The 20,458-nt window shown below is 62.4% G+C and carries 13 protein-coding genes and 2 pseudogenes; 9 read left to right on the top strand and 6 right to left on the bottom strand.

Annotated elements, in window-relative coordinates; translation table 11 throughout:
• The 5 genes from MHI61_RS19135 to ubiA all read left to right on the top strand — a co-directional run bounded on the left by MHI61_RS19135 (position 1) and on the right by ubiA (position 6,586).
• Positions 1 to 2,310: a Tex family protein gene (locus MHI61_RS19135; protein ID WP_239790107.1), complete on the top strand. Its 2,310-nt coding sequence runs from the start codon at positions 1 to 3 to the stop codon at positions 2,308 to 2,310.
• 133 nt (positions 2,311 to 2,443) lie between these two features.
• A complete protein-coding gene (locus MHI61_RS19130; protein ID WP_239790106.1) occupies positions 2,444 to 3,703 on the top strand; it encodes a cyclopropane-fatty-acyl-phospholipid synthase family protein in 1,260 nt (419 codons plus the stop codon).
• A gap of 35 nt (positions 3,704 to 3,738) precedes the next feature.
• A complete protein-coding gene (locus MHI61_RS19125; protein ID WP_239790105.1) occupies positions 3,739 to 4,320 on the top strand; it encodes a histidine phosphatase family protein in 582 nt (193 codons plus the stop codon).
• A gap of 338 nt (positions 4,321 to 4,658) precedes the next feature.
• On the top strand, positions 4,659 to 5,471 hold the full coding sequence (locus MHI61_RS19120) for a MipA/OmpV family protein (RefSeq protein ID WP_239790104.1): 813 nt from the start codon (positions 4,659 to 4,661) through the stop codon (positions 5,469 to 5,471).
• A gap of 155 nt (positions 5,472 to 5,626) precedes the next feature.
• On the top strand, positions 5,627 to 6,586 hold the full coding sequence (gene ubiA, locus MHI61_RS19115; protein WP_239790103.1) for a 4-hydroxybenzoate octaprenyltransferase: 960 nt from the start codon (positions 5,627 to 5,629) through the stop codon (positions 6,584 to 6,586).
• An 82-nt stretch (positions 6,587 to 6,668) separates the two neighbouring features.
• On the opposite strand, the pseudogene MHI61_RS19110 reads toward ubiA, so the two are convergent.
• A pseudogene (locus MHI61_RS19110) lies at positions 6,669 to 7,236 on the bottom strand (DUF6101 family protein).
• Between the two features lie 300 nt (positions 7,237 to 7,536).
• Here MHI61_RS19110 and MHI61_RS19105 point away from each other — a divergent pair.
• Entirely contained in the window at positions 7,537 to 10,860 is a 3,324-nt protein-coding gene (locus MHI61_RS19105) for a DUF1217 domain-containing protein (protein WP_239790102.1), read from the top strand.
• Between the two features lie 178 nt (positions 10,861 to 11,038).
• Here the strand turns inward: MHI61_RS19105 and MHI61_RS19100 are convergent.
• The 3 genes and pseudogenes from MHI61_RS19100 to MHI61_RS19090 all read right to left on the bottom strand — a co-directional run bounded on the left by MHI61_RS19100 (position 11,039) and on the right by MHI61_RS19090 (position 14,151).
• Positions 11,039 to 12,474 (bottom strand): annotated as a pseudogene (locus MHI61_RS19100) (FAD-binding oxidoreductase).
• A 33-nt stretch (positions 12,475 to 12,507) separates the two neighbouring features.
• Positions 12,508 to 13,482, bottom strand: a complete 975-nt coding sequence (locus tag MHI61_RS19095) for an L-threonylcarbamoyladenylate synthase (protein WP_239790101.1) — start codon at positions 13,480 to 13,482, stop codon at positions 12,508 to 12,510.
• Between the two features lie 60 nt (positions 13,483 to 13,542).
• Entirely contained in the window at positions 13,543 to 14,151 is a 609-nt protein-coding gene (locus MHI61_RS19090) for a DUF6656 family protein (protein WP_239790100.1), read from the bottom strand.
• A gap of 414 nt (positions 14,152 to 14,565) precedes the next feature.
• On the opposite strand from MHI61_RS19090, the gene MHI61_RS19085 reads away from it, so the two are divergent.
• On the top strand, positions 14,566 to 15,810 hold the full coding sequence (locus MHI61_RS19085) for an aromatic ring-hydroxylating dioxygenase subunit alpha (protein ID WP_097580098.1): 1,245 nt from the start codon (positions 14,566 to 14,568) through the stop codon (positions 15,808 to 15,810).
• Positions 15,811 to 15,951: 141 nt separating this feature from the next.
• A complete protein-coding gene (locus MHI61_RS19080) occupies positions 15,952 to 16,422 on the top strand; it encodes a BA14K family protein (protein WP_239792876.1) in 471 nt (156 codons plus the stop codon).
• 386 nt (positions 16,423 to 16,808) lie between these two features.
• Here MHI61_RS19080 and MHI61_RS19075 read toward each other — a convergent pair whose 3' ends face one another.
• Both MHI61_RS19075 and MHI61_RS19070 read right to left on the bottom strand, forming a co-directional pair.
• Positions 16,809 to 17,072: a DUF982 domain-containing protein gene (locus tag MHI61_RS19075; RefSeq protein WP_097579992.1), complete on the bottom strand. Its 264-nt coding sequence runs from the start codon at positions 17,070 to 17,072 to the stop codon at positions 16,809 to 16,811.
• Positions 17,073 to 17,463: 391 nt separating this feature from the next.
• Positions 17,464 to 18,459, bottom strand: a complete 996-nt coding sequence (locus MHI61_RS19070; RefSeq protein ID WP_239790099.1) for a transporter — start codon at positions 18,457 to 18,459, stop codon at positions 17,464 to 17,466.
• Positions 18,460 to 18,668: 209 nt separating this feature from the next.
• Here MHI61_RS19070 and MHI61_RS19065 point away from each other — a divergent pair, with 209 nt between their 5' ends.
• Positions 18,669 to 20,444, top strand: coding sequence for an acyl-CoA dehydrogenase (locus MHI61_RS19065; RefSeq protein ID WP_239790098.1), 1,776 nt, complete (start codon positions 18,669 to 18,671; stop codon positions 20,442 to 20,444).
• Positions 20,445 to 20,458: the final 14 nt, after the last annotated feature.

Raw genomic sequence — 20,458 nt, 5'->3', positions numbered from 1 at the left:
ATGGCCGCTGACCTCCGCTTTCTCGCAGCCCGCATCGCGGCCGAAATCAATGCCCGGCCGGATCAGGCCAAGGCCGCCATCGAGCTGCTCGACGAGGGCGCCACCGTGCCCTTCATCGCCCGCTACCGCAAGGAAGTGACCGGCGGGCTCGATGACACGCAGCTGCGCAATCTCGCCGAGCGGCTGGTCTATCTGCGCGAACTCGAAGCCCGGCGCGCTGCGATCGTCGAATCGATCACCGGTCAGGGCAAGATGACCGACGAGCTGATGACCAAGGTCGCCGGCGCCGAAACCAAGGCCGAGCTCGAGGATCTCTATCTGCCCTACAAGCCGAAGCGCCGCACCCGCGCCGAAATCGCCCGCGAACGCGGTCTCGGCCCGTTGGCCGAGACGATTCTTGCCGACCGCGGCCGGGAACCGGCGGTGCTCGCCGAAGCCTTCGTCACGGCTGACGTGCCCGATGTGAAGACGGCGCTCGAAGGCGCGCGCGACATCATCGCCGAAGGCATTGCCGAAAATGCCGACCTGCTCGGCAGATTGCGCGCCCATATGCGCCAGGCCTCGCTGCTGAAGGCGAAAGTCGTCGACGGCAAGCAGGCGACCGGCGAGAAGTTTTCCGATTATTTCGACCATTCCGAACGCTGGGCGACGGCGCCCGGCCATCGGGCGCTCGCCATGCTGCGCGGCTGGAACGAGGAAGTGCTGACGCTGACGATCGAGGCCGACGCCGAGACCGCCTCTCCGAACAAGCCGGTCGAACGCATGATCGTGGCCGCCTACGAGATCGGTACAAGCCGTCCCGGCGACCGCTGGCTGATGGAGGTCGCAAGCTGGACCTGGCGCGTCAAGCTTTCCATGTCGCTGTCGCTCGACCTGATGCGGGAACTGCGCGAAAGGGCCGAAGAAGAGGCGATCCACGTCTTCGCCCGCAATCTCAAGGACCTGCTTTTGGCAGCACCTGCCGGCTCGCGCGCAACGATGGGTCTCGATCCCGGCATTCGCACCGGCGTCAAGGTCGCCGTCGTCGATGGCACCGGCAAGGTGGTGGCGACATCGACCGTCTATCCCTTCCAGCCGAGGAACGATGTGCGCGGCGCCCAGGTCGAGCTCGCATCGCTGGTCCGCAAGCACAATGTCGAGCTGATCTCGATCGGCAACGGCACCGGCAGCCGCGAAACCGAAAAGCTGGTGGCTGACATGCTGGCCGAGTTGCCGGCGCCGAAGCCGACCAAGGTCATCGTCTCGGAAGCCGGCGCCTCGGTCTATTCCGCCTCGGCGACCGCAGCGGCAGAATTTCCCGATCTCGACGTGTCGCTGCGCGGCGCCGTCTCCATTGCCCGGCGCCTGCAGGATCCCTTGGCCGAACTCGTCAAGATCGAGCCGAAGTCGATCGGCGTCGGCCAGTATCAGCACGATGTCGACCAGCAGAAGCTGTCGCGTTCGCTCGATGCCGTGGTCGAAGACGCGGTGAATGCCGTCGGTGTCGATCTTAACACCGCGTCTGCGCCGCTGCTCGCCCGCGTCTCCGGTCTCGGCCCGTCGATCGCCGACGCCATCGTCCGCCACCGCGACAGCGAGGGCCGTTTCGAGACGCGCCGCGACCTGCTGAAGGTCGCCCGGCTCGGCGGGCGCACCTTCGAGCAATGCGCCGGCTTCCTGCGCATCCCGAATGGCAAGGAGCCGCTCGATGCCTCCTCGGTCCACCCGGAGGCCTATGGTGTCGCCAAGAAGATCGTTGCCGCCTGCGGCCGGGATCTGCGCGCGCTGATGGGCGACAGCGTCGTCCTGAAAGCGGTCGACCCGCGCCAGTTCATCGACGAGAAATTCGGCCTGCCGACGGTTCGCGACATCATCGCCGAGCTGGAGAAGCCGGGCCGCGACCCGCGACCGAGCTTCAAGACTGCGACCTTCGCCGAGGGCGTCAACGAAATTTCCGACCTGAAGCCGGGCATGGTGCTCGAGGGGACGGTGACCAATGTCGCCGCCTTCGGCGCCTTCGTCGATATCGGTGTGCACCAGGATGGCCTGGTGCATGTGTCCCAGCTCGCTGATCGCTTCGTCAAGGATCCGCATGAGGTCGTCAAGGCTGGCGACGTCGTTAAGGTGCGGGTCGTCGAAGTCGACACCAAGCGCAAGCGCATCGCTCTGTCGATGAAACGCGATGACGGTTCTGCAGCACCGCCGCCGCGCGGTGATTCTCGCGGCAACCAGGGCTCGCGACCGCAGAACGAAAGACGGCCGGCTGCGCCGAAACAGGAGAGCCAGGGCGCATTCGGCGCCGCATTGGCCGAAGCGATGAAGCGAAAATAAGGGTTTAGCCGGAATTTCGGCAAAAATGCAACAATTTGGCAGCGTTCTGAACGGAGTGCTAAATCCGGCGCTTGTAAGGCGAAAGAGATCGCTTAAGTTGATGTGACCATCCTGTCACATTTGCGAGGCGTCCATGGCGTCGGCTTTCTTATCGATCGTCCAGCAAATCATCCGCAAGGGTTCGTTGAAGCTTACCCTTGCCAATGGCGAGACCCATGATATCGGCGACGGCACGGGTGAGACCGTTGTCGCCCGCCTTGCCGATCAGGAGGCGGAGGACGCCATCCGACGCGACCCGACGATGAAGCTCGGCGAAATGTACATGCAGGGCCGGTTCATTCTCGAACAGGGCAACATCTATGATTTCTTGTCGCTGGTGAAACGGAACACCACCAACGAGATCTTCGATTTCAAGATGGCAGCACTGCTCGTCGGCCGCATTGCCTGGCAGCAGTTGAAGAGCCGCCTGCCGGTCAATCGCAACAAGCACAACGTCGCCCATCACTACGACCTGTCGGCCAAGCTCTTCGATCTGTTCCTCGACGAGGACTGGCAATATTCCTGCGCCTATTTCGAACCGCCGGGCATCGGCCTCGACGAGGCGCAGCTTGCCAAGAAGCGCCATATCGCCGCCAAGCTTCTGCTTGCGCCGAACCAACGCATCCTGGAGATCGGCTCCGGCTGGGGCGGCATGGGCATGTACCTGACGGAGGCGACGGAGGGCGCCGAGTTCACCGGCATTACGCTCAGCGAAGAACAGCTGAAGGTCTCTCGAGCCCGCGCCGAAAAACGCGGCCTTGCCGACCGCGTGCGTTTCGAGCTGCAGGACTATCGCAGCATGACCGGCCAAAAGTTCGACCGCATCGTCTCCGTCGGCATGTTCGAACATGTCGGCATCGGCAATTACGCCAATTTCTTCCGCAAGGTCTCTGATCTCCTCGATTACAATGGCGTCATGGTGCTGCATTCGATCGGCCGTCCGAAGCCGAGTTTCGGCACCAATGCCTTCATCGAGAAGTATATTTTCCCTGGCGGCTATATCCCGTCGGTCGGCGAAGTCGTGCCGCCGCTCGAAAAGGCCGGGCTGCTGGTCAAGGATATCGAAATCCTGCCCATGCATTACGCCTATACGCTGCGCCATTGGCGCGAGCGTTTCGTGGCGCGCAAGGCCGAAGCGGTGGCGCTCTACGACGAGCAGTTCTTCCGCATGTGGGAATTTTATCTCGCCGGCTCGGAAATGGGTTTCCGCTGGGATGAGCTCTTCATCCTGCAGATCCAGATCGCCAAGAACCAGTTTGTCGTTCCCGACAACCGCCATTACATCGCCGAGAACGAAGCCAGGCTGAAGGAATTCGAGGCGAGGCGCGCGCCGCTGGAAAAAGTGACCTTCTGAACAGCAGTGGCCGGACCTGATGAAAGGACATGCTGATGAGCAGTGCTTTTCCCGAGATCTATCTCGTCCGGCACGGCGAGACCGACTGGAGCCGGTCCGGACGCCATACCGGACGCAGCGACATTCTGCTGACTGATGTGGGCGAGGCCGCCGCCCGCAAGCTCGCCGAGCGGCTCTCGGGCCCCTCCTTCTCCGCCGTCTGGTCTAGCCCCTCTGCGCGCGCCCGCACGACCTGCATGCTCGCCGGCTTCGGATCGGGCGCGGTGATCCGCGACGATCTCGCCGAATGGGATTACGGTGCCTATGAAGGCATCACGACCAAGGAGATTCTGGCGAAGCGCCCCGGCTGGCAGCTCTTTCGCGACGGCTGCCCGAACGGCGAAACGGCTGCCGACGTCGGCGCCCGCGCCGACGCCGTCGTCCAGGCGCTTCGCCAGGCGGGCGCGACCATCCTGATCTTCTCAAGCTCGCATTTCCTGCGCGTGCTCGCCGCCCGCTGGCTCGGGCTGCCGCCGGAGGGCGGCGCGCATTTCGTGCTGGATACGGCTTCTATCAGCGTGCTCGGCTACGAACACGATCTGACGGAGCCGGTCATTCGCTGGTGGAACCAGCGGTAGGGATGCGGGTGAGCTTCTTGTTGGGATCCGTAGGCTGCCCCTCACCCTAACCTTGCCGGGGTCGAGCCACTGGTCTCGACCCGTCCTTCGGACCCCCGTTGAAACGGGGAGAGGGGACGTGCCTCGCGAGATGGGTGGAACGGAGAGCTCGCCGCGTGTCCCCTTCGCCCCGTTTACGGGTGGCGGCAGCCGGATGAGGGGCAGCCCTCGCGGATCTCCTAAATATGGATGCCGCGCAATCTCGCCCCCGTGGTTAACATTGAGGTAACAACATCGGGATAAGTCTCAGCCACCGCCGCCCTCCGCGGCTTTGTTTTTGCGTTTTCTGGAGTGCCGACGTGTTTCATCGATCAGTAGTATCGATCTCTTTCATTATTGCCTTTTCATCCTTCGCTCCCGCGGCAGCACAGGACAGCGGCCAGCATTTCTGGTCGGGCGACTGGTATCTGAATGTCGGCGTCGCCGGCTTTTCCGCTCCGAAATTCGAGGGCGCCTCGCGCAACGAGTTCAAGTTCAGCCCGTTGATCTCGGTCGGCCGGCAGGGCGCCGGCCCGCGCTTTTCCTCGCGCAACGACAATCCCTCCTTCGCCCTGATCGACAAGGGCGCCTTCCGCGCCGGCATCGTCGGCAGGTTCGTGCCGTCGCGCGATGATGGCGATGGCCATGAGCTCAAGGGCTTGAGGAAGGTCAAATGGGGTGCTGAGGCCGGCGGTTTTGTCGAGGTCTATCCGACCGATTTCCTGCGCGCCCGTGCCGAAGTTCGCCAGGGCATCCGCTCCCATGACGGCGTCGTCGCTGATCTTGCCGTCGATGCCTTCACCGATATTGCACCCGACTTGCAGCTGTCGGGCGGTCCGCGCGCGACATTTGCGACAAGCGGCTATTACGACGCCTATTACGGCGTCAGCGCCAAGCACGCCGCAGCAAGCGGCCTCGATCCCTACAAACCCTCCTCGGGCATTCAATCCTATGGCGCCGGCGCGGCGCTGACATGGAAGGCGACCGAAAACCTGTCGGCAAGCTCCTTCCTTGAGTACAAGCGGCTGGCGGGTCCCGCCGCCGACAGCAGCCTGGTGCGCGAGCGCGGCTCGAAGAACCAGCTCCTGATCGGCGTTTCGGCGACCTACAAGTTCAATTTTTCGCTGCAGTGATTACCGGCGCCCGCGCGTCTCTTCAGTTGCGCGGGCGCTGCAGGATTTGAATCGCCGCATAATTAATCTTTGAATCGAGTCCGATCCAAAAGGCATGCACGTGACAGGCGGCGATGCTTCTTGACCGGATCGCCGGCCGGTCGCTAGATGGCGGCATGCAAGATACTGGCGATTTCAACGACCGCGTCTCGGACGCGCCTTCCGACAACTGGGTCTACCGGATCCTGCCGCCATGGCTATGGCCCTATGCGCAACTCGCCCGCTGGGACCGCCCCATCGGCTGGCAGCTGCTGATGTGGCCGTGTTTCTGGTCGGCGACCCTTGCCGCCAATGCGGCGATCGACGAAGGGGTCTATTCCGGCAGCCTGCTGGTCTCCCACCTTTTCCTCTATTTCATCGGCGCCGTCGCCATGCGCGGCGCCGGCTGCACCTACAACGATCTCGTCGATCACGAGATCGACATGCAGGTGGCGCGCACCCGTTCGCGCCCGCTTCCCTCCGGCCGCGTCACGCGCGCCCACGCGAAAATCTTCATCGGCCTGCAGGCGCTGGTCGGGCTTTTCGTGCTCTTGCAGTTCAACTGGTTCACCGTCTTCCTCGGCCTGCTCTCGCTCGGCATCGTCGCACTGTATCCCTATGCCAAACGCTTCACCGATTGGCCGCAATTCTACCTCGGGCTTGCCTTTTCCTGGGGCGCGCTGATGGGCTGGGCCGGCATTCTCGGTGGAATTTCAGTCGCCTCCGTCCTGCTTTATGCCGCCTCCGTCGCCTGGACGATCGGTTACGACACGATCTACGCCCATCAGGACAAGGAGGATGACGAGCTGATCGGCGTCCGCTCCACCGCCCGCCTGTTCGGCGACAGGACAAGGGCGTGGCTGATCGGCCTTTACGGGCTGACGCTGGTGCTGATGTTTGCGGCCTTCGCGCTTGCCGGCGCCAATCTCATCGCGTTTCTGGCGCTGCTCGGCGCGGCCGGCATGTTCGCCTGGCAGATCGTCCGGCTCGATATCGAGGATGCCGCCCAATGCCTGGCGCTCTTCAAGTCGAACAACCGCGTCGGCCTGATCATCTTCTTCGGCCTCTTCGTCTCGCTGCTCTTCGCCATTCCCTGAATGGAGCGACGCGAAAAACGACAAAACCCGGCGCGGGCGCCGGGTTTCAAAGGCTTGCGAAAACGTAGTGTCGCCATATCGCTCAGTTGCGGGCGATAATTTCCTTGCCTTCGATCCGCATGGCGACGCCGAGCTGGCCGGTGGTGCGGCGGACCAGGAAGCGCGGACGGCGATTGGCGAAGTAGGAATGGCGGCGGCGCGGCTTCAGATCGCCGGTGCGCAGGGCGCCGATATGATCTTCGAGCGGCCGCGCGACGCCGTCGGCCTCGACCATCAGCATCGGAATGCGGAAGGCCTCGGACCAGCTGCGCCAATCGGCGGCGATATCGCTGAGATCATGGGCGACCAGCAGCGGAATGCAGAGCTCCGGGTCGGCATGATGGAGTTCGAGCGTGACGGTCACTTCGCCGTCGCCATGGTCGATGGCGCGGGCGGCGACACCCTTGAAGAACTCGCTTCGGCAGGGCAATGGAGAGCGGCAGGCCGCTGGAGGGAAGGACTTTGCGCAGGACCGCGCCGCGTTCGTCTATGGTGATGCTGACGTCATCCGAACAATCATGGATGGCGTAGCTGACCTGCTGCGGGAAGCGGGACGGATCGAGACGCAGCGTCGTGCCAGCCCAAGCGGGCTTCAAAACGGGATTGTTCATTTCATTCTACCCTTGTCTTACCTGAGAGCCGGTTTGCGGTCTTCTCCTCGGGACTTTTCGTCCTCTATGGCCGACAATAGGCGGGCGCCCTTCCGTACAGCTTAAAAATTGCGGTTAAGAAAACTTTGCCTCCCCTGATGGTTATCAAAACCGAATCCGGCAGGGTTTCCGGAAGGTGAACGCTGTGCCGTCCCGAAATGACGCAACCCGGAGGTAAGTCTCGGGTAAGTTTTGCGTGGCAAAATGGGCTTACCGGCAGTTTGTCGTTCTTTTAGAGATTTTGCCAAAAGGGCGCTTTTGATGATTACGGCTTCCCTCGCTTATTCGATCCTGTCGAAGGATATGACGTCGAGCCTCAACAAGGTTGCGTCGCAGGCGACGGTCAAGAAGGATGCACAGTACTACGCCGACCATATCAACAAGGTCACGAATGTCGACGATTTCCTCGGCGACTACAAGCTCTACAGCTATGCCATGAAGGCCTATGGTCTTGAGGACATGACCTATGCCAAGGCCTTCATGAAGAAGGTGCTGGAGAGCGATCTGACCGACCCCGACAGCTACGCCAACAAGCTCTCCGATACGCGCTACCGCGAATTTGCTGCCGCCTTCAATTTCAACGCGCCCGAGAAGGACGTGCAGACGGACGCCCAGGAGGACGAGCTCATCGGCCTCTACAAGCAGTCCTTTGTCGATGCCGACAAGGCTGCGGCTACCGAGAGCACCTATTACAGCAACAATATCGACAGCGTGCAGACGGTCGACGACCTGGTCAACAACACGCGGCTACGCACCTACGTGCTGAAAACGTTCAAAATCGATCCCACCTATGCGTCGAAGGATTTTCTGCGGCAGGTGCTGACGAGCGATCTGAGCGACCCCACGAGCATCGTCAACACGCAAGGCGGCGACAAGTACAAGGCGCTTGCCGCCCAGTTCAGCTTCAATGCCGACGGTACCGTCACCGGTACGGCGCAGACGGCGGCGCAGAAGGCGTCTGTCATCGAGACCTACACGCTGAATTCCCAGTCGGTCATCATCGACAATTCGGTCGGCTCCGATGTCTACTATGTCGGCAAGACGGCGGCCGAATACAACCAGGCCTACTACACCGCCAAGATCGGTACGATCACCAATGTCGACGATCTGGTCGCCGACAGCCGGCTGACCTCCTACATCAAGACAGCCTACAGCATGGGGGCTGATTTCACCGCGGCAGCGCTGCGCACAGTGCTGACCGATCCCGGCTATGCCCAGCTGATGGGCTTTACCAACGTCTACAATGCTTTCAATTTCAAGTCTGACGGTTCGACCTCGAACACGGCGCGCGTCCAGTCGGTTGAGCAGGCGAACCAGTTGAAGTCGGCCGCGTCAAGCACCACCAACTATTATAGCGTGACCTCGCAATCGAGCAGCATCACCAATGTCGACGACCTGCTCGCCGACAGCGTGCTGGCGCGCTACATCAAGGACGCCTATGGCCTCGGCGTGAATTTCAGCAATGCCGAGCTTAAGAACATCCTGACCGACTCGGCCTATGCCGCCGCCCAGGGGAAGGCCGGCCTCAATGCCGATTTCAACTTCAATGCGGATGGCTCGATCAACGGTTCCGTGATCCAGACCGACACGCAGCGTCAGTCGACCACCGACAAGTCGGCGGCGAATGCGACGCACTTCAACAGCATGATCGCCAGTGTCACCAATGTCGACGACATCATGTCCGATCCGATTGCCGTCAGCTATATCAGAAACAGCATGCAGATCGCGGACAGCGTCTCCGATGCGACGTTGAGAACCTTCCTCGTCGATCCTGCGGCGGCCAGCGCCCAGGGCTACAGCGATGTCCACGATCTCTTCAATTTCAAGACGGACGGCTCGGTCGCGACCCTCTATTCCGCGCAGACGGCCGCGCAAAGCGCGAGCACTGCCAGCAAGGCCGATGACGCGGCTGTCTATTACCAGGCGACCATCGCCGGTATTTCCAATGTCGATCAATTGCTGGCTGACCAGAAGCTGAACAATTTCGTCCGCAACGCCTTCGGCATTCCTTCGACCGTCACCGACCTCGCTCTTCGCGATATCCTGACCGATCAGAGCGGCACCGGCACCTATGCCGACGTTGCTGCCGCCTTCAATTTCAAGGCGGACGGCACGCTCGAGGACGGCATGCCGGCGCAAACGGACAGCCAGGTCACCAACATCAAAATTGCCGCCACAGCGCGTACGAACGACTATTCCGCCAGGATGGGGACGATCGCCAATGTCGATGATCTCATCGCCGATCCGGCCATCACCAATTTCCTGAAAAGCACCTACAATCTGCCGTTCGACATCTCGGACGCCGAACTGAAGGGTATCCTCACCGATTCGACGGCGGCCGCCGCAGCCGGCTACGCCGATCTCAATGCCGATTTCAACTTTGCTGCCGATGGCTCGCTTCCAGCCGTCAGCTCGGTCCAGACCGCCGCTCAGGCGCAGACCACCAATGACAACTATATGGCGCGCTATGACGACGAGCGCGACGAGGCCATCGCCGAGGTCGCTTCCAACTACAAGAGCATGATGGCCGACAGCACCAGTCTGCTCGATTTCTCCGAAATCGACAGCGTCAATGATTTTCTGCGCACCAATGCCTCTGCCGACTTCACCAAGAGCAACGACAATCTGCCGGATCCCTTTCATGTGGCGCTGCAAGCCTTCGGCCTGACGGACCAGGAGGTGTCGCGCTCGATGATGCGCAAGATCCTGACGAGCGATGCCTACGACCCGAACGGCTATGTCGCCTCGCTGAAGGACGAACGCATCACCAATCTCGCCCGCGCCTTCAACTTCGGCCCGGACGGCAAGGCGGCTTCACCCTTCCAGGCGCTTCCCGACGCGACCATGGCCAAATACGCCACCGACTACAAGGCGCATATGACCATGCTGCTGAAGGCCGGCCCGGTAAAGGACAAGGCGGCGAAGGACGCGACCGCCGAGGTGGATTATTTCGCCAAGACCATGGCCAAGGTGAAGTCGCTCGACGATTTCCTGGACGACAGTCGCCTCACCGATCTGGTGCTGAAGGCGAACAACCTCGATCCCAAGGATTACGACAAGGCGACGCTGAAGAAGATCTTCACCTCAGATCCCGACGACAAGAAAAGCTACCTCAACACCAAGGCCGATGCTCGCTTCAAGGATATCGTAGCCGCCTTCAACTTCGACAAGGACGGCAATCTGACCCGTGCCAAGATCGGCACGATCCAGAACAAGGCGGCCGAGGAGAACACCCAGGAGCTTTACCTCCAGCAGACGCTGGAAACCCAGCAGGGCGAAAGTAATGATGGCGTCCGCCTGGCGCTCTATTTCAGCCGCAAGGCCTCCAGCATCACCTCGATCTTTTCGATCCTCGGCGACAAGGCTCTGTATCAGGTGATCACGACAGCCTACAGCCTGCCGTCGCAGATCTCCGGCATGGACGTCGCCAAGCAGGCCGACCTCATTAACCGCTTCGTCAAGCTCGAGGATCTCCAGGATCCGAAGAAGGTCGACAAGCTGCTGCGCCGCTTCACCGCGATGTACGACGTCCAGAACAGCACCCAGCAATCGCCGGCGCTGCAGATCCTGACTGGCGGCGGCTGATAGCAGTCCTATTGCTCTTCAGTTTCAATGATTTGCCCCTCACCCTAACCCTCTCCCCGTTCTGACGGGAGAGAGGACGTGCCCTGCGAGACGTTGGCGCGGGACGGAGAGGTCACGGCTCGACCCCGGTCGGTGCCGGCAGGCGGATGAGGGGCTGTCCTCTCCCCGACCGCCATCTTTAAACGTCGAGGCTGACGACTTTTCCAGGGTTCATGACACCAGCCGGATCGAAGGCCCGCTTAATCCGGCGCATCAGCTCGATTTCGATCGCCGGCCGGATCGCCGCCAGTTCGTCGCGTTTCAGTTGGCCGATGCCGTGTTCGGCCGAGATCGAACCGCCATGGGCGAGCACCAGCCCGTGCACGATGTGGTTCATTTCGCGCCAGCGGGCGATGAAGGCCGCCTTGTCGGCGCCGACCGGCTGGGAAATATTGTAATGGATATTGCCGTCGCCCATATGGCCGAAGGCACAGATGCGGGCTCCGGGCATCGCCGCCATGACGGCCTCTTCGGCCTCGGCGATGAAATGCGGGATCCTCGACACCGGCACGGAGACGTCGTGCTTGATCGATCCGCCTTCCGGCTTCTGGGCATCCGACATGCTCTCGCGCATGTGCCAGATGGCCTTCTGCTGGGCGACGGATGAGGCGATCGCCGCATCGAGCACCAGACCGGCCTCAAAACCCTGTTCGAGCACGCCGTTCATCATCCGCTCCGCCGTCTCGGCCGAATCCGACGTCGAAATATCGATCAGCACGTACCAGGGATAGGCCGCTTCCAGCGGATCGCGCACCCCGTCGATATGGCGCGTGGTGATCTCGACGCCGAAACGCGGCATCAGCTCGAATCCGGTGAGCGAGGTGCCGCAGAGGCTGGCGGCAAGGTTGAAGAGACCCAGCGCGTCCTCGACCGAATTGAGGCCGGCGAATGCCACCTGATGGCCGAGCGGCTGGGGAAACAGCTTCAGCACCGCGCCGGTGATGATGCCGAGCGTGCCTTCGGCGCCAATGAAGAGATCGCGCAGGTCGTAGCCGGTATTGTCCTTCTTCAGCCGGCGCAGGCCATCCCAGACCTCGCCGGTCGGCAGCACCACTTCGAGGCCGAGGCAGAGCTGGCGCATATTGCCGTAGGCCAGCACTGCCGTGCCGCCGGCATTGGTGGAGAGATTGCCGCCGATGCGGCAGGAGCCCTCCGAGCCGAGCGACAGTGGAAACAGCCGCCCATGCGCCTCGGCTGCCTTCTGCACATCGGCAAGAATGGCGCCGCCGTCGGCGACCAGCACGTTGGCCACCGGATCGACATCGCGAATCCTATTCATGCGCTCCAGCGACAGGATGATATCGGACTGGCCCGCGCGCGGCGTCTGGCCGCCGACGAGGCCGGTATTGCCGGTCTGCGGCACGATTGCGGTTCCGGTCTCGGTGGCGAGCTTCATGATATCAGAAACCTCCTCGACCGAGCCGGGCTTTAAGAGGAGAGGGAGGAGCCGTGGTAGAGCCCGCGGTTTTCGATCAGATGCGGCGCCAGGTCGGCCTCGCCACGCAGCGCGTATTTGTCGCCGACGATGGCGGCGAAGCGGTCGAGAAGATCGGTGGAAATGCCGGGGCTGCTCATCGGGTCGATCCTCTGTCGCTTCTATCGGCTCTGTCAGTGGCGCGGGGCGGCAGCCCTTTGCAGGCGGTCGTTGATCGCCTCGCCCAGGCCGTCGTCTGGAATGGGCGAAAAGGCGATGCTCGAAACGCCGCTGGCATCGGCCCGTTTCATGTAGTCGAAAAGATTGGCCGCCGCTTCCGCAAGATCGCCGCGCGGGCTGAGGTCGAGAACGATGCGTGCGTCGCGCGCGCCTTCGATCGCCGCGCCGCCGAAGGCGATCAGCGCCTCGCCGGGTTCCACCGCGCTCGCATTGAGACGCACGCTGGCGCCCGGCGCATAATGCGAGGCGAGCATGCCAGGCGCCTCGATGGCCGCCGATGCCTTTTTGGCCCGCAGCAGCGGCCTGCCGGCGACACGCTCGATTTCCCGCGCCGCGAGGCCGCCGGGCCGAAGCAGCCTCACCCGGTCGCCCTCCACCTTGACGATCGTCGATTCGACGCCGACCGTGCTCGGGCCCGCATCGAGGATCAACGGAATCTTCGCGCCGAGATCGGCCTCGACATGGGCAGCACTCGTCGCGCTGATGGCGCCCGAGGTATTGGCGCTCGGGGCTGCGAGCGGCCGGCCGAAGGCGCCGATCAGGGCGCCGGCGAAACCCTTCGGCACGCGCACGCCGACGCTGTCGAGACCGGCGGTCGCCAGCGAATGGATCGGGCTTTCGGCCTTGAGCGGCAACACAAGCGTCAGCGGACCGGGCCAAAAGGCTTCGGCGAGCGCTCGCGACACCGGATCGAACTCGGCATGGTGTTCGGCCATGGCAAGGTCGGCCATGTGACAGATCAGCGGATTGAAGCGCGGCCGGCCCTTCGTCTCGTAGATGCGGGTGATGGCGGCGGGGTTGGTGGCGTCGGCCGCAAGGCCGTAGACGGTCTCGGTCGGCATGGCGATGGCGAAGCCGTCGGCAAGAGCGGCTGAGGCCGCTTCGAGCGCCGCCTGCCTGTCTGCCTCTATGTCGATGATGCGTGCCATGTGCTGCCCGGATTGATCCCGGCAGTCATTAGGCTTTCCATCGCCGCCGATCAATCGCTGTTATAGCTGCCGGATGATTTCGCGCAGCTGTTCGTTGCGGGCACCGAGCAGCAGGACGTTGCGGATCGCCGCCTGTGGGTCGTGGGTGCGGAAGAGCAACCCATTGCCGCGCACCGACCGGTCGATGGTCATCCTTTCGGAGGAATCCTCGCCCGGTTTTATCGCGACGGCGAAATACATGCGGGAATAGCCGACGTCGATGCGTTGGAAGAAATTGTCGTTGTCGCCGATGTCGGAATAGAAATTCGCAATATAAAAGGCCCAGCTCACCTCGTCATAATGGGCGAACTTCGTGCGCGCGGCGGTAACATGGCAATAGCCGAGATGCGGGCTGTCCTCCAGCGTCCGGTGGAAGACCATCTTCGGAAACTGGATCGAGTGGTGAAAGCCGTTGATGTGCTGATGCGTTTTTTCGCCGGCCACCTGCAGCTTGCGGCCGGTCTTTGCCGCGACCTCGTCATGGGTGAGGTAGCGCTTTTCCTCTGCCAGCCAGTGCCGCCGTTCGCGCGGGATGCGGCCGGTGCGCAGGAATTCGGAATGGGCGGCAATCGGCTGCGGCTCCCGCAATCTGCTGGTGTCCTTCGCATCGAAATAGCGGAGTCTGGCCATGGTTCGCGTTCTTCGGTCGGTCTGATTCATCGCAAGGATAGGGTCCTATGCTTAAGGCGGTGTTAACATGGTTTCGGCCGGCCACCGGCTGCCGGCAGGTGTGAAGGGATGTCGCAAATGCGACGGCGATCGGCATCCGGCAGCCGACCTCTTTGTGAAACGGGGCTTTACGCCATGTCGCAATTGACGATAATTGCCCGGAGAGTCGGCGATGCGATCAATTGGGGCGGGCCGTCACAGCCTTGCCGCATCCTGTCGTCAATTTCGAAGCCGATGTCGCATTGCAACCAAGCAGCAGGCGGGCTCGGTGATTAAATGACGCCATGAACAATTCTCCAAAAGGAGAAGGAAGCGGGCGCGCTTCCGCGGTTCTTCCCGCTTAACGGCGGCAGCCGGATGCACGAGGATATGAAGATGGATATTCGCAGCAACGTTTTGCGTCAGCTCAAGAACCGCCGTGAGGGCTTCAGCCTCGAGCAGCCGTTCTACATCGACGAGGATTATTTCCAGCTCGACATGGAGATGATCTATTATCGCGACTGGCTGTTCATGGGCCATGATTGCGAGCTGCCGAAGCCGGGAGCCTATTTCACCGTCCAGATCGGCCGCTATCCCGTCGTCATCGTGCGCGGCCGCGACAATGTCATCCGCGCCTTCCACAATAGCTGTCGCCATCGCGGCTCGCGCGTCTGCACCAAGGAGCACGGCTCCTCCGTGCGTCTCGTCTGCCCCTATCATCAGTGGACCTATGATCTCGACGGCAAGCTCGCCTTCGCCCGCCATATGGGCGATGATTTCGACAAGACCGGCTTCAACCTGAAGCCCGTCCATTGCGAAAGCGTGGCCGGCTATATCTTCATCTGCCTCGCCGACACCGCCCCGGATTTCCAGACGGTGCGCGACAAGGTCGAGCCCTACATGGCGCCGCATCGGATCGGCGAGACCAAGGTCGCCTTCCAGAGCACGATCATCGAGAAGGGCAACTGGAAACTCGTCTGGGAAAACAACCGCGAGTGCTATCACTGCGCCGCCAATCACCCCGAACTCTGCCGCACCTATCCCGAAGCGCCGAGCGTCACCGGCACCGACGGCGGCGCCGACGATCCCGAAATCGCCGGCCATTGGGCGCGCTGCGAGGCCGCCGGCCTGCCGAGCAAGTTCCAGATTTCCCCGGACGGTCAGTTCCGTACCGCCCGCATGCCGTTGATCGAAGATGCCGAGAGCTACACCATGTCCGGCAAGCCGGCCGTCAAGCGCCGGATCGCCGACGATATCTCGATCAGCCATATCGGCACCATGCTGCTCTTCCACTATCCGACGACCTGGAACCATCTGCTCGGCGACCATGCCATCTCCTTCCGCGTGCTGCCGCTCAGCGCCAATGAGACGGCGGTGACGACCAAGTGGCTCGTCCATAAGGACGCGGTCGAGGGCGTGGATTACAATCTCGAGGAACTGACGCATGTCTGGACCGAGACCAACGATCAGGATCGCCGCATCGTCGAAGAGAATGCCTTCGGCATCCACTCGCCCGCCTACGAGCCCGGCCCCTATTCTTCCCTGCACGAGGGCGGCGTTATGCAGTTCCTCGAATGGTATTCGAACTTCATGGTGAACCGGCTGCAGGGCGACCAGGCGAAGATCTCCGCCGTCGCCTGATGCATGTCGCCTGCAATTAAGGCCGGTTCAGATCCGCCGATCTAAAACAGAAACGCAGCCGGTCCCCGGCTGCTCTCGGAACCATTCAGCCACGAACGCGTTGCGTGGCAGGCGGTGATCGCCGTTGAATGGGAGAGAAGAATGATCGGGCTGAAAAACAAAATCGCGACTGCAATTCTCACTGCCGCCGTCGTGCTGACGGGCTTTGCCCCGTCGCAGGCAATCCAGATGCCCACCGCCCCGCAGGTGGAGAAATCCTCCGCCGTCGAGGAGGTCCAATACCGCCGCTATTATCGCCGCGACTATTACCGGCCCGGCTATCGCCCCGGCGCCTATTACCGCCCCGGCTGGTACGGCGGCTATCGCGGCTACAGCTATTACCGCCCGGGCTATCGCCGCTATAACGGCTACTGGTACCCGCTCGCCGCCTTCGGCGCCGGCGCGGTCATCGGTGGTGCCATTGCCGCGCAGCCGCGTTACGTCGCGCCGGGACCCCGGATGGGTTCAAGCCACGTGGCCTGGTGCGCCAACCGCTACCGCTCCTATCGCGCCTACGACAACACCTTCCAGCCCTACAACGGCCCCCGCCAGCAGTGCTATTCGCCTTATTGAGGTGAGGTAAGGGAAGCGCGACGCGAGTTGGTTACTCCGCCATCCTCGGCCTCGAGCCGAGGATCCATGCCCGCTGCTGATGGAGGCCAAGGTGGATCCTCGGGTCAAGCCCGAGGATGACGGAGGGTGGGGTAAGCTCTGCGCCTAATTCCCTGAGATATCCGGGTCAGAAGCGCCCGCAGCGGGAGACACGATTGCGCAGCGACTGTGTTGGACGGCTCCCGTCCGTCGGCTTTCGTTTTGAAACATGACTATCGGCTCAGCTGACCAAGCCCGAGTCACCACGCCGGACGGTACCAGCAGCCGCTCATGGACCTGCGCATGCAGGGGAAAGAGAGGCCGGCATGCAAGAGCCCGTGAGCCCATTTCATCGTCGGCTGCGAAGCTCAGTGAACGACAGTGATTACCGAAATGCCAGCTTCGTCGGCGGCACGGATAAGCGCTGCTCGCGCAGCCTGAGCCGGAATCTCCCCGTGTATTGCGTCCCGGCAAGCCATAATCGCCATGAGATATTCTTCTCCATCGTCGATTGGCCAGCCAACGGTCAGCATCTCGGCGGCCTGCACGAGAGTTGCGACGAGCTTGTATTTTTCCGGCCCACTCACAACGAGCATCAGAGGGGCAAACTCTCCGGATGTGCACCATTTCATGACATTAGGTCTCCCCACGGTAAATATATTAGTAACCGTGCAAGAACCGTTCCGGGCGAGGTGGCGGCATGAACCAGCCGATCATCCGAGCGTCGATCGATGGAATTGCCCGCCATCGCCGAGGCCAAACATCAGATGGAGGAAGCGGTCGCAATACTGAAAGTGGCGGCGCCCCGTGCTGCTTCGACGGAAGAGTTGGCCGGAGCATCACCCCACCCTCCGTCATCCTCGGCCTTGAGCCGAGGATCCATGCCTGCTGCTGATGGAGATCGGGGTGGATCCTCGGCTCAAGGCCGAGGATGACGGAGGGCGGGGAAGCTCCGCGGCAAGCACCTTGAGCTTTGCTGGAATAGCCACGGAAAAGCCCCAGCAGTCAGAGCACCTCTCACATTCAAAGAATGTTCACCCGCCGCAGCAGCCACCAGGCAAGCGCGACGGAGCCGACGATGAGGATGACGGCGTATTCCGTGCCGTAGTCGCCGATGGCGAAGGGCAGGTTGGCGGTGTTCATGCCGAAAAAGCCGGTCACCAGCGTCGGCGGCAGCAGGAAGGCGGTCATGATCGACAGCAGATAGAGGTGGCGGTTGGTTTCGGAGGATTGTTTCGAATCGATTTCTTCGTGCAGCAGGCGCGCCCGATCCTGCAGCGCATAGATATCGTGGTCGACCGTTTCCAGCCGGCTCGTCAGCCGCCGCGCCACGTCGTCGAAGCCGAAGGGCATCTCGTCTTCATCGGTCGCCGCCGCCCGGCGCATCAGCGCCAACACCGTGCGCAGATGGCGATGCAGCCGCACCACGGTTCGCCGCACCGGCGCCAGCCGGCGGCGCTCGTCGCGCGGGGCGTTGTCGTAGACGATATCCTCGATCTGGTTCAGCTCTTCGGTGAGTTCGATGACGATGGCGATCAGCGTGCGCTGAAACTCGATCACCAGCAGTTCGAAGAGATCGACCGGCCGCGCAAATTTGCCCGGGTTCTTCTCGATCAGCCCGCGCGCCCGCTCGACGCTGCGCAGCGGCTGCAGCCGCGTGGTGATGATGAAGCGGTCGGACATGGCGAAATGCAGCCAGCCGAGATTGTTGGTGTCCTGGGCGAAATCGCGCTGGCAGTCGACGAGCGTGCCGTAGAGCATCTGCTCGTCGACGGTGATCGCCGCATGCGTGTCATGCGTCGTCAGCGCCGATTTGGCGTCCTCGGTCAACCCGTCGAGCGTCTCGAGCAAAGCCGGCACGCGGGCGTCGACCAGGTTGAGATGCAGCCAGTAGAAACAGTTGTCGGCGGTCAGCTCCGCCACCGTCGCGCTGTTGTTCAGCCGCACCGCGGTCTTGTCATCCGGCGAGAAACGATAGGCCCAGACGAAACCGGGGATGGTGACGGGCAATGTATCCATTGTTCGCCGGTCCTTTGCGAAGGCGATGTCATTCTAGAAATTCTCCATGACGTCCATTTGTGCAACTGCGCAAGAGCAAACCGCCATGTCGGGTAAACTATCGCACGCCAGGCCGGGAAATCGAAATTGACGTTTACGTAAAAATCAATTAGCCCTTGCCTCGGAGGGGCTTTGCACGAAGTGCAGGCCGGTCCCATGGAGGAGAAAGCATGTATAAGGCGCCCGTCGAGGAAATCGCGTTCACGTTGAAGCATGTAGCGGATATGGGGGAGGCGCTGTCGAACGGTCTTTTCGGCGATCTCGGCGAAGATCTGGTCGACGCCATCCTCTCGGAGGCGGGACGTTTTGCCACAGAGGAGGTGGCGCCGCTCGCCGACATCGGCGACCGCCAGGGCGCCCGCCTCATCGACGGCAAAGTCAGTCTGCCGGATGGCTGGCGCGATCTTTACCGCAACTGGATCGCCGGCGGCTGGAACGGGCTGACGGCGCCCGAAGCCTTCGGCGGCCAGGCCCTTCCCGACATGCTGAATGTCGCGGCGTTGGAAATGTGGAATTCCGGGTCCATGGCCTTTGCGCTCGCCCCGACGCTGACGATGGGCGCCATCGAGGCGGTCAGCACGCATGGCAGTGCCGCGCTGAAAGACAAATATCTGGCAAAGATGGTGTCCGGCGAATGGACCGGCACGATGAACCTGACGGAGCCGCATGCCGGCTCCGATCTCGGCGTGCTGAAAGCCCGCGCCGAGCGGCGCGCCGACGGCAGCTACCGCATCTTTGGCCAGAAGATCTTCATCACCTGGGGCGAGCATGACGCGGCCGACAATATCATCCACTTGGTGCTGGCCCGGCTGCCGGATGCGCCGGCCGGCACACGCGGCATCTCGCTCTTCCTCGTGCCGAAATTCCTGGTGAACGACGACGGTTCGCTTGGTGCCCGCAACGATCTCTTCTGCCATTCCCTGGAACACAAGCTCGGCATCCACGGTTCGCCGACCTGCACGATGATCTATGGCGACGGCCGGTTCGGCGGCGAAAAGGGTGCGATCGGCTGGCTGGTCGGCGAGGAGAACAAGGGGCTCGCCTGCATGTTCACGATGATGAACAATGCGCGTCTCGCCGTCGGCATGCAGGGCGTGGCGATCTCGGAGGCGGCCACCCAGAAGGCGCTGGCCTATGCCAGGGAACGCACGCAGGGCAGGGCGCCGGGTTCGACCGGCGCCGGCATGAGCCCGATCGTCGACCATCCCGACGTCGCCCGTATGCTGCTCACCATGAAGGCGCTGACCCAAGGTTCGCGCGCCATCTCCTATACGTGCGCCCATGCGCTCGACATGTCGCGCCGGGCAGGCGATAGCCGCCATTGGCAGGAGCGCGCCGCGCTTTTGACTCCGATCGCGAAGTCGTTTTCAACCGATGCCGGCGTCGAGGTCGCCTCGCTCGGCATTCAGGTGCATGGCGGCATGGGCTTCATCGAGGAGACGGGTGCCGCGCGTTATCTGCGTGATGCCCGCATCGCGCCGATCTATGAGGGCACCAACGGCATCCAGGCGATCGACCTCGTCACCCGCAAGCTGCCGCTTTCCGGCGGCGATCAGGTCATGGGCTTCATCGCCGAATTGAAGGTGATCGCCGAGGCTGTCGGCCGCTCCAATCTCGATGGTTTCGGCGAGACTGCCGCCAGACTCGGCGCCGCGATTTCAGATCTCGAAGAGACGACCGCCTGGCTTCTGGCAGCACTTACCGATGGGAGGGCCGCCGAGGCGCTAGCCGGGGCCACTCCCTATCAGCGCCTGTTCGGCCTCGTGCTCACCGGCTGTTATCTCGCTAAGGGTGCTCTGGCCGAAAGCGGCGACGGCAAAGGCGAGGGCCGCATCGCGCTCTGCCGCTTCGCCGCCGAAAACCTGCTTGCCGAGACCACGGCCCTTCGCGACCGGGTCGTCAACGGCGCGGCGAGCCTCGCCGCCGCCCGCATCCTGCTTGCCTGACAGGCCCCATGAGT

This window comes from Rhizobium sp. K102, assembly GCF_022385315.1.
GTDB classification, from domain to species: Bacteria; Pseudomonadota; Alphaproteobacteria; order Rhizobiales; family Rhizobiaceae; genus Rhizobium; species Rhizobium croatiense.
This window is presented reverse-complemented; position numbering and strand designations above follow the sequence as displayed.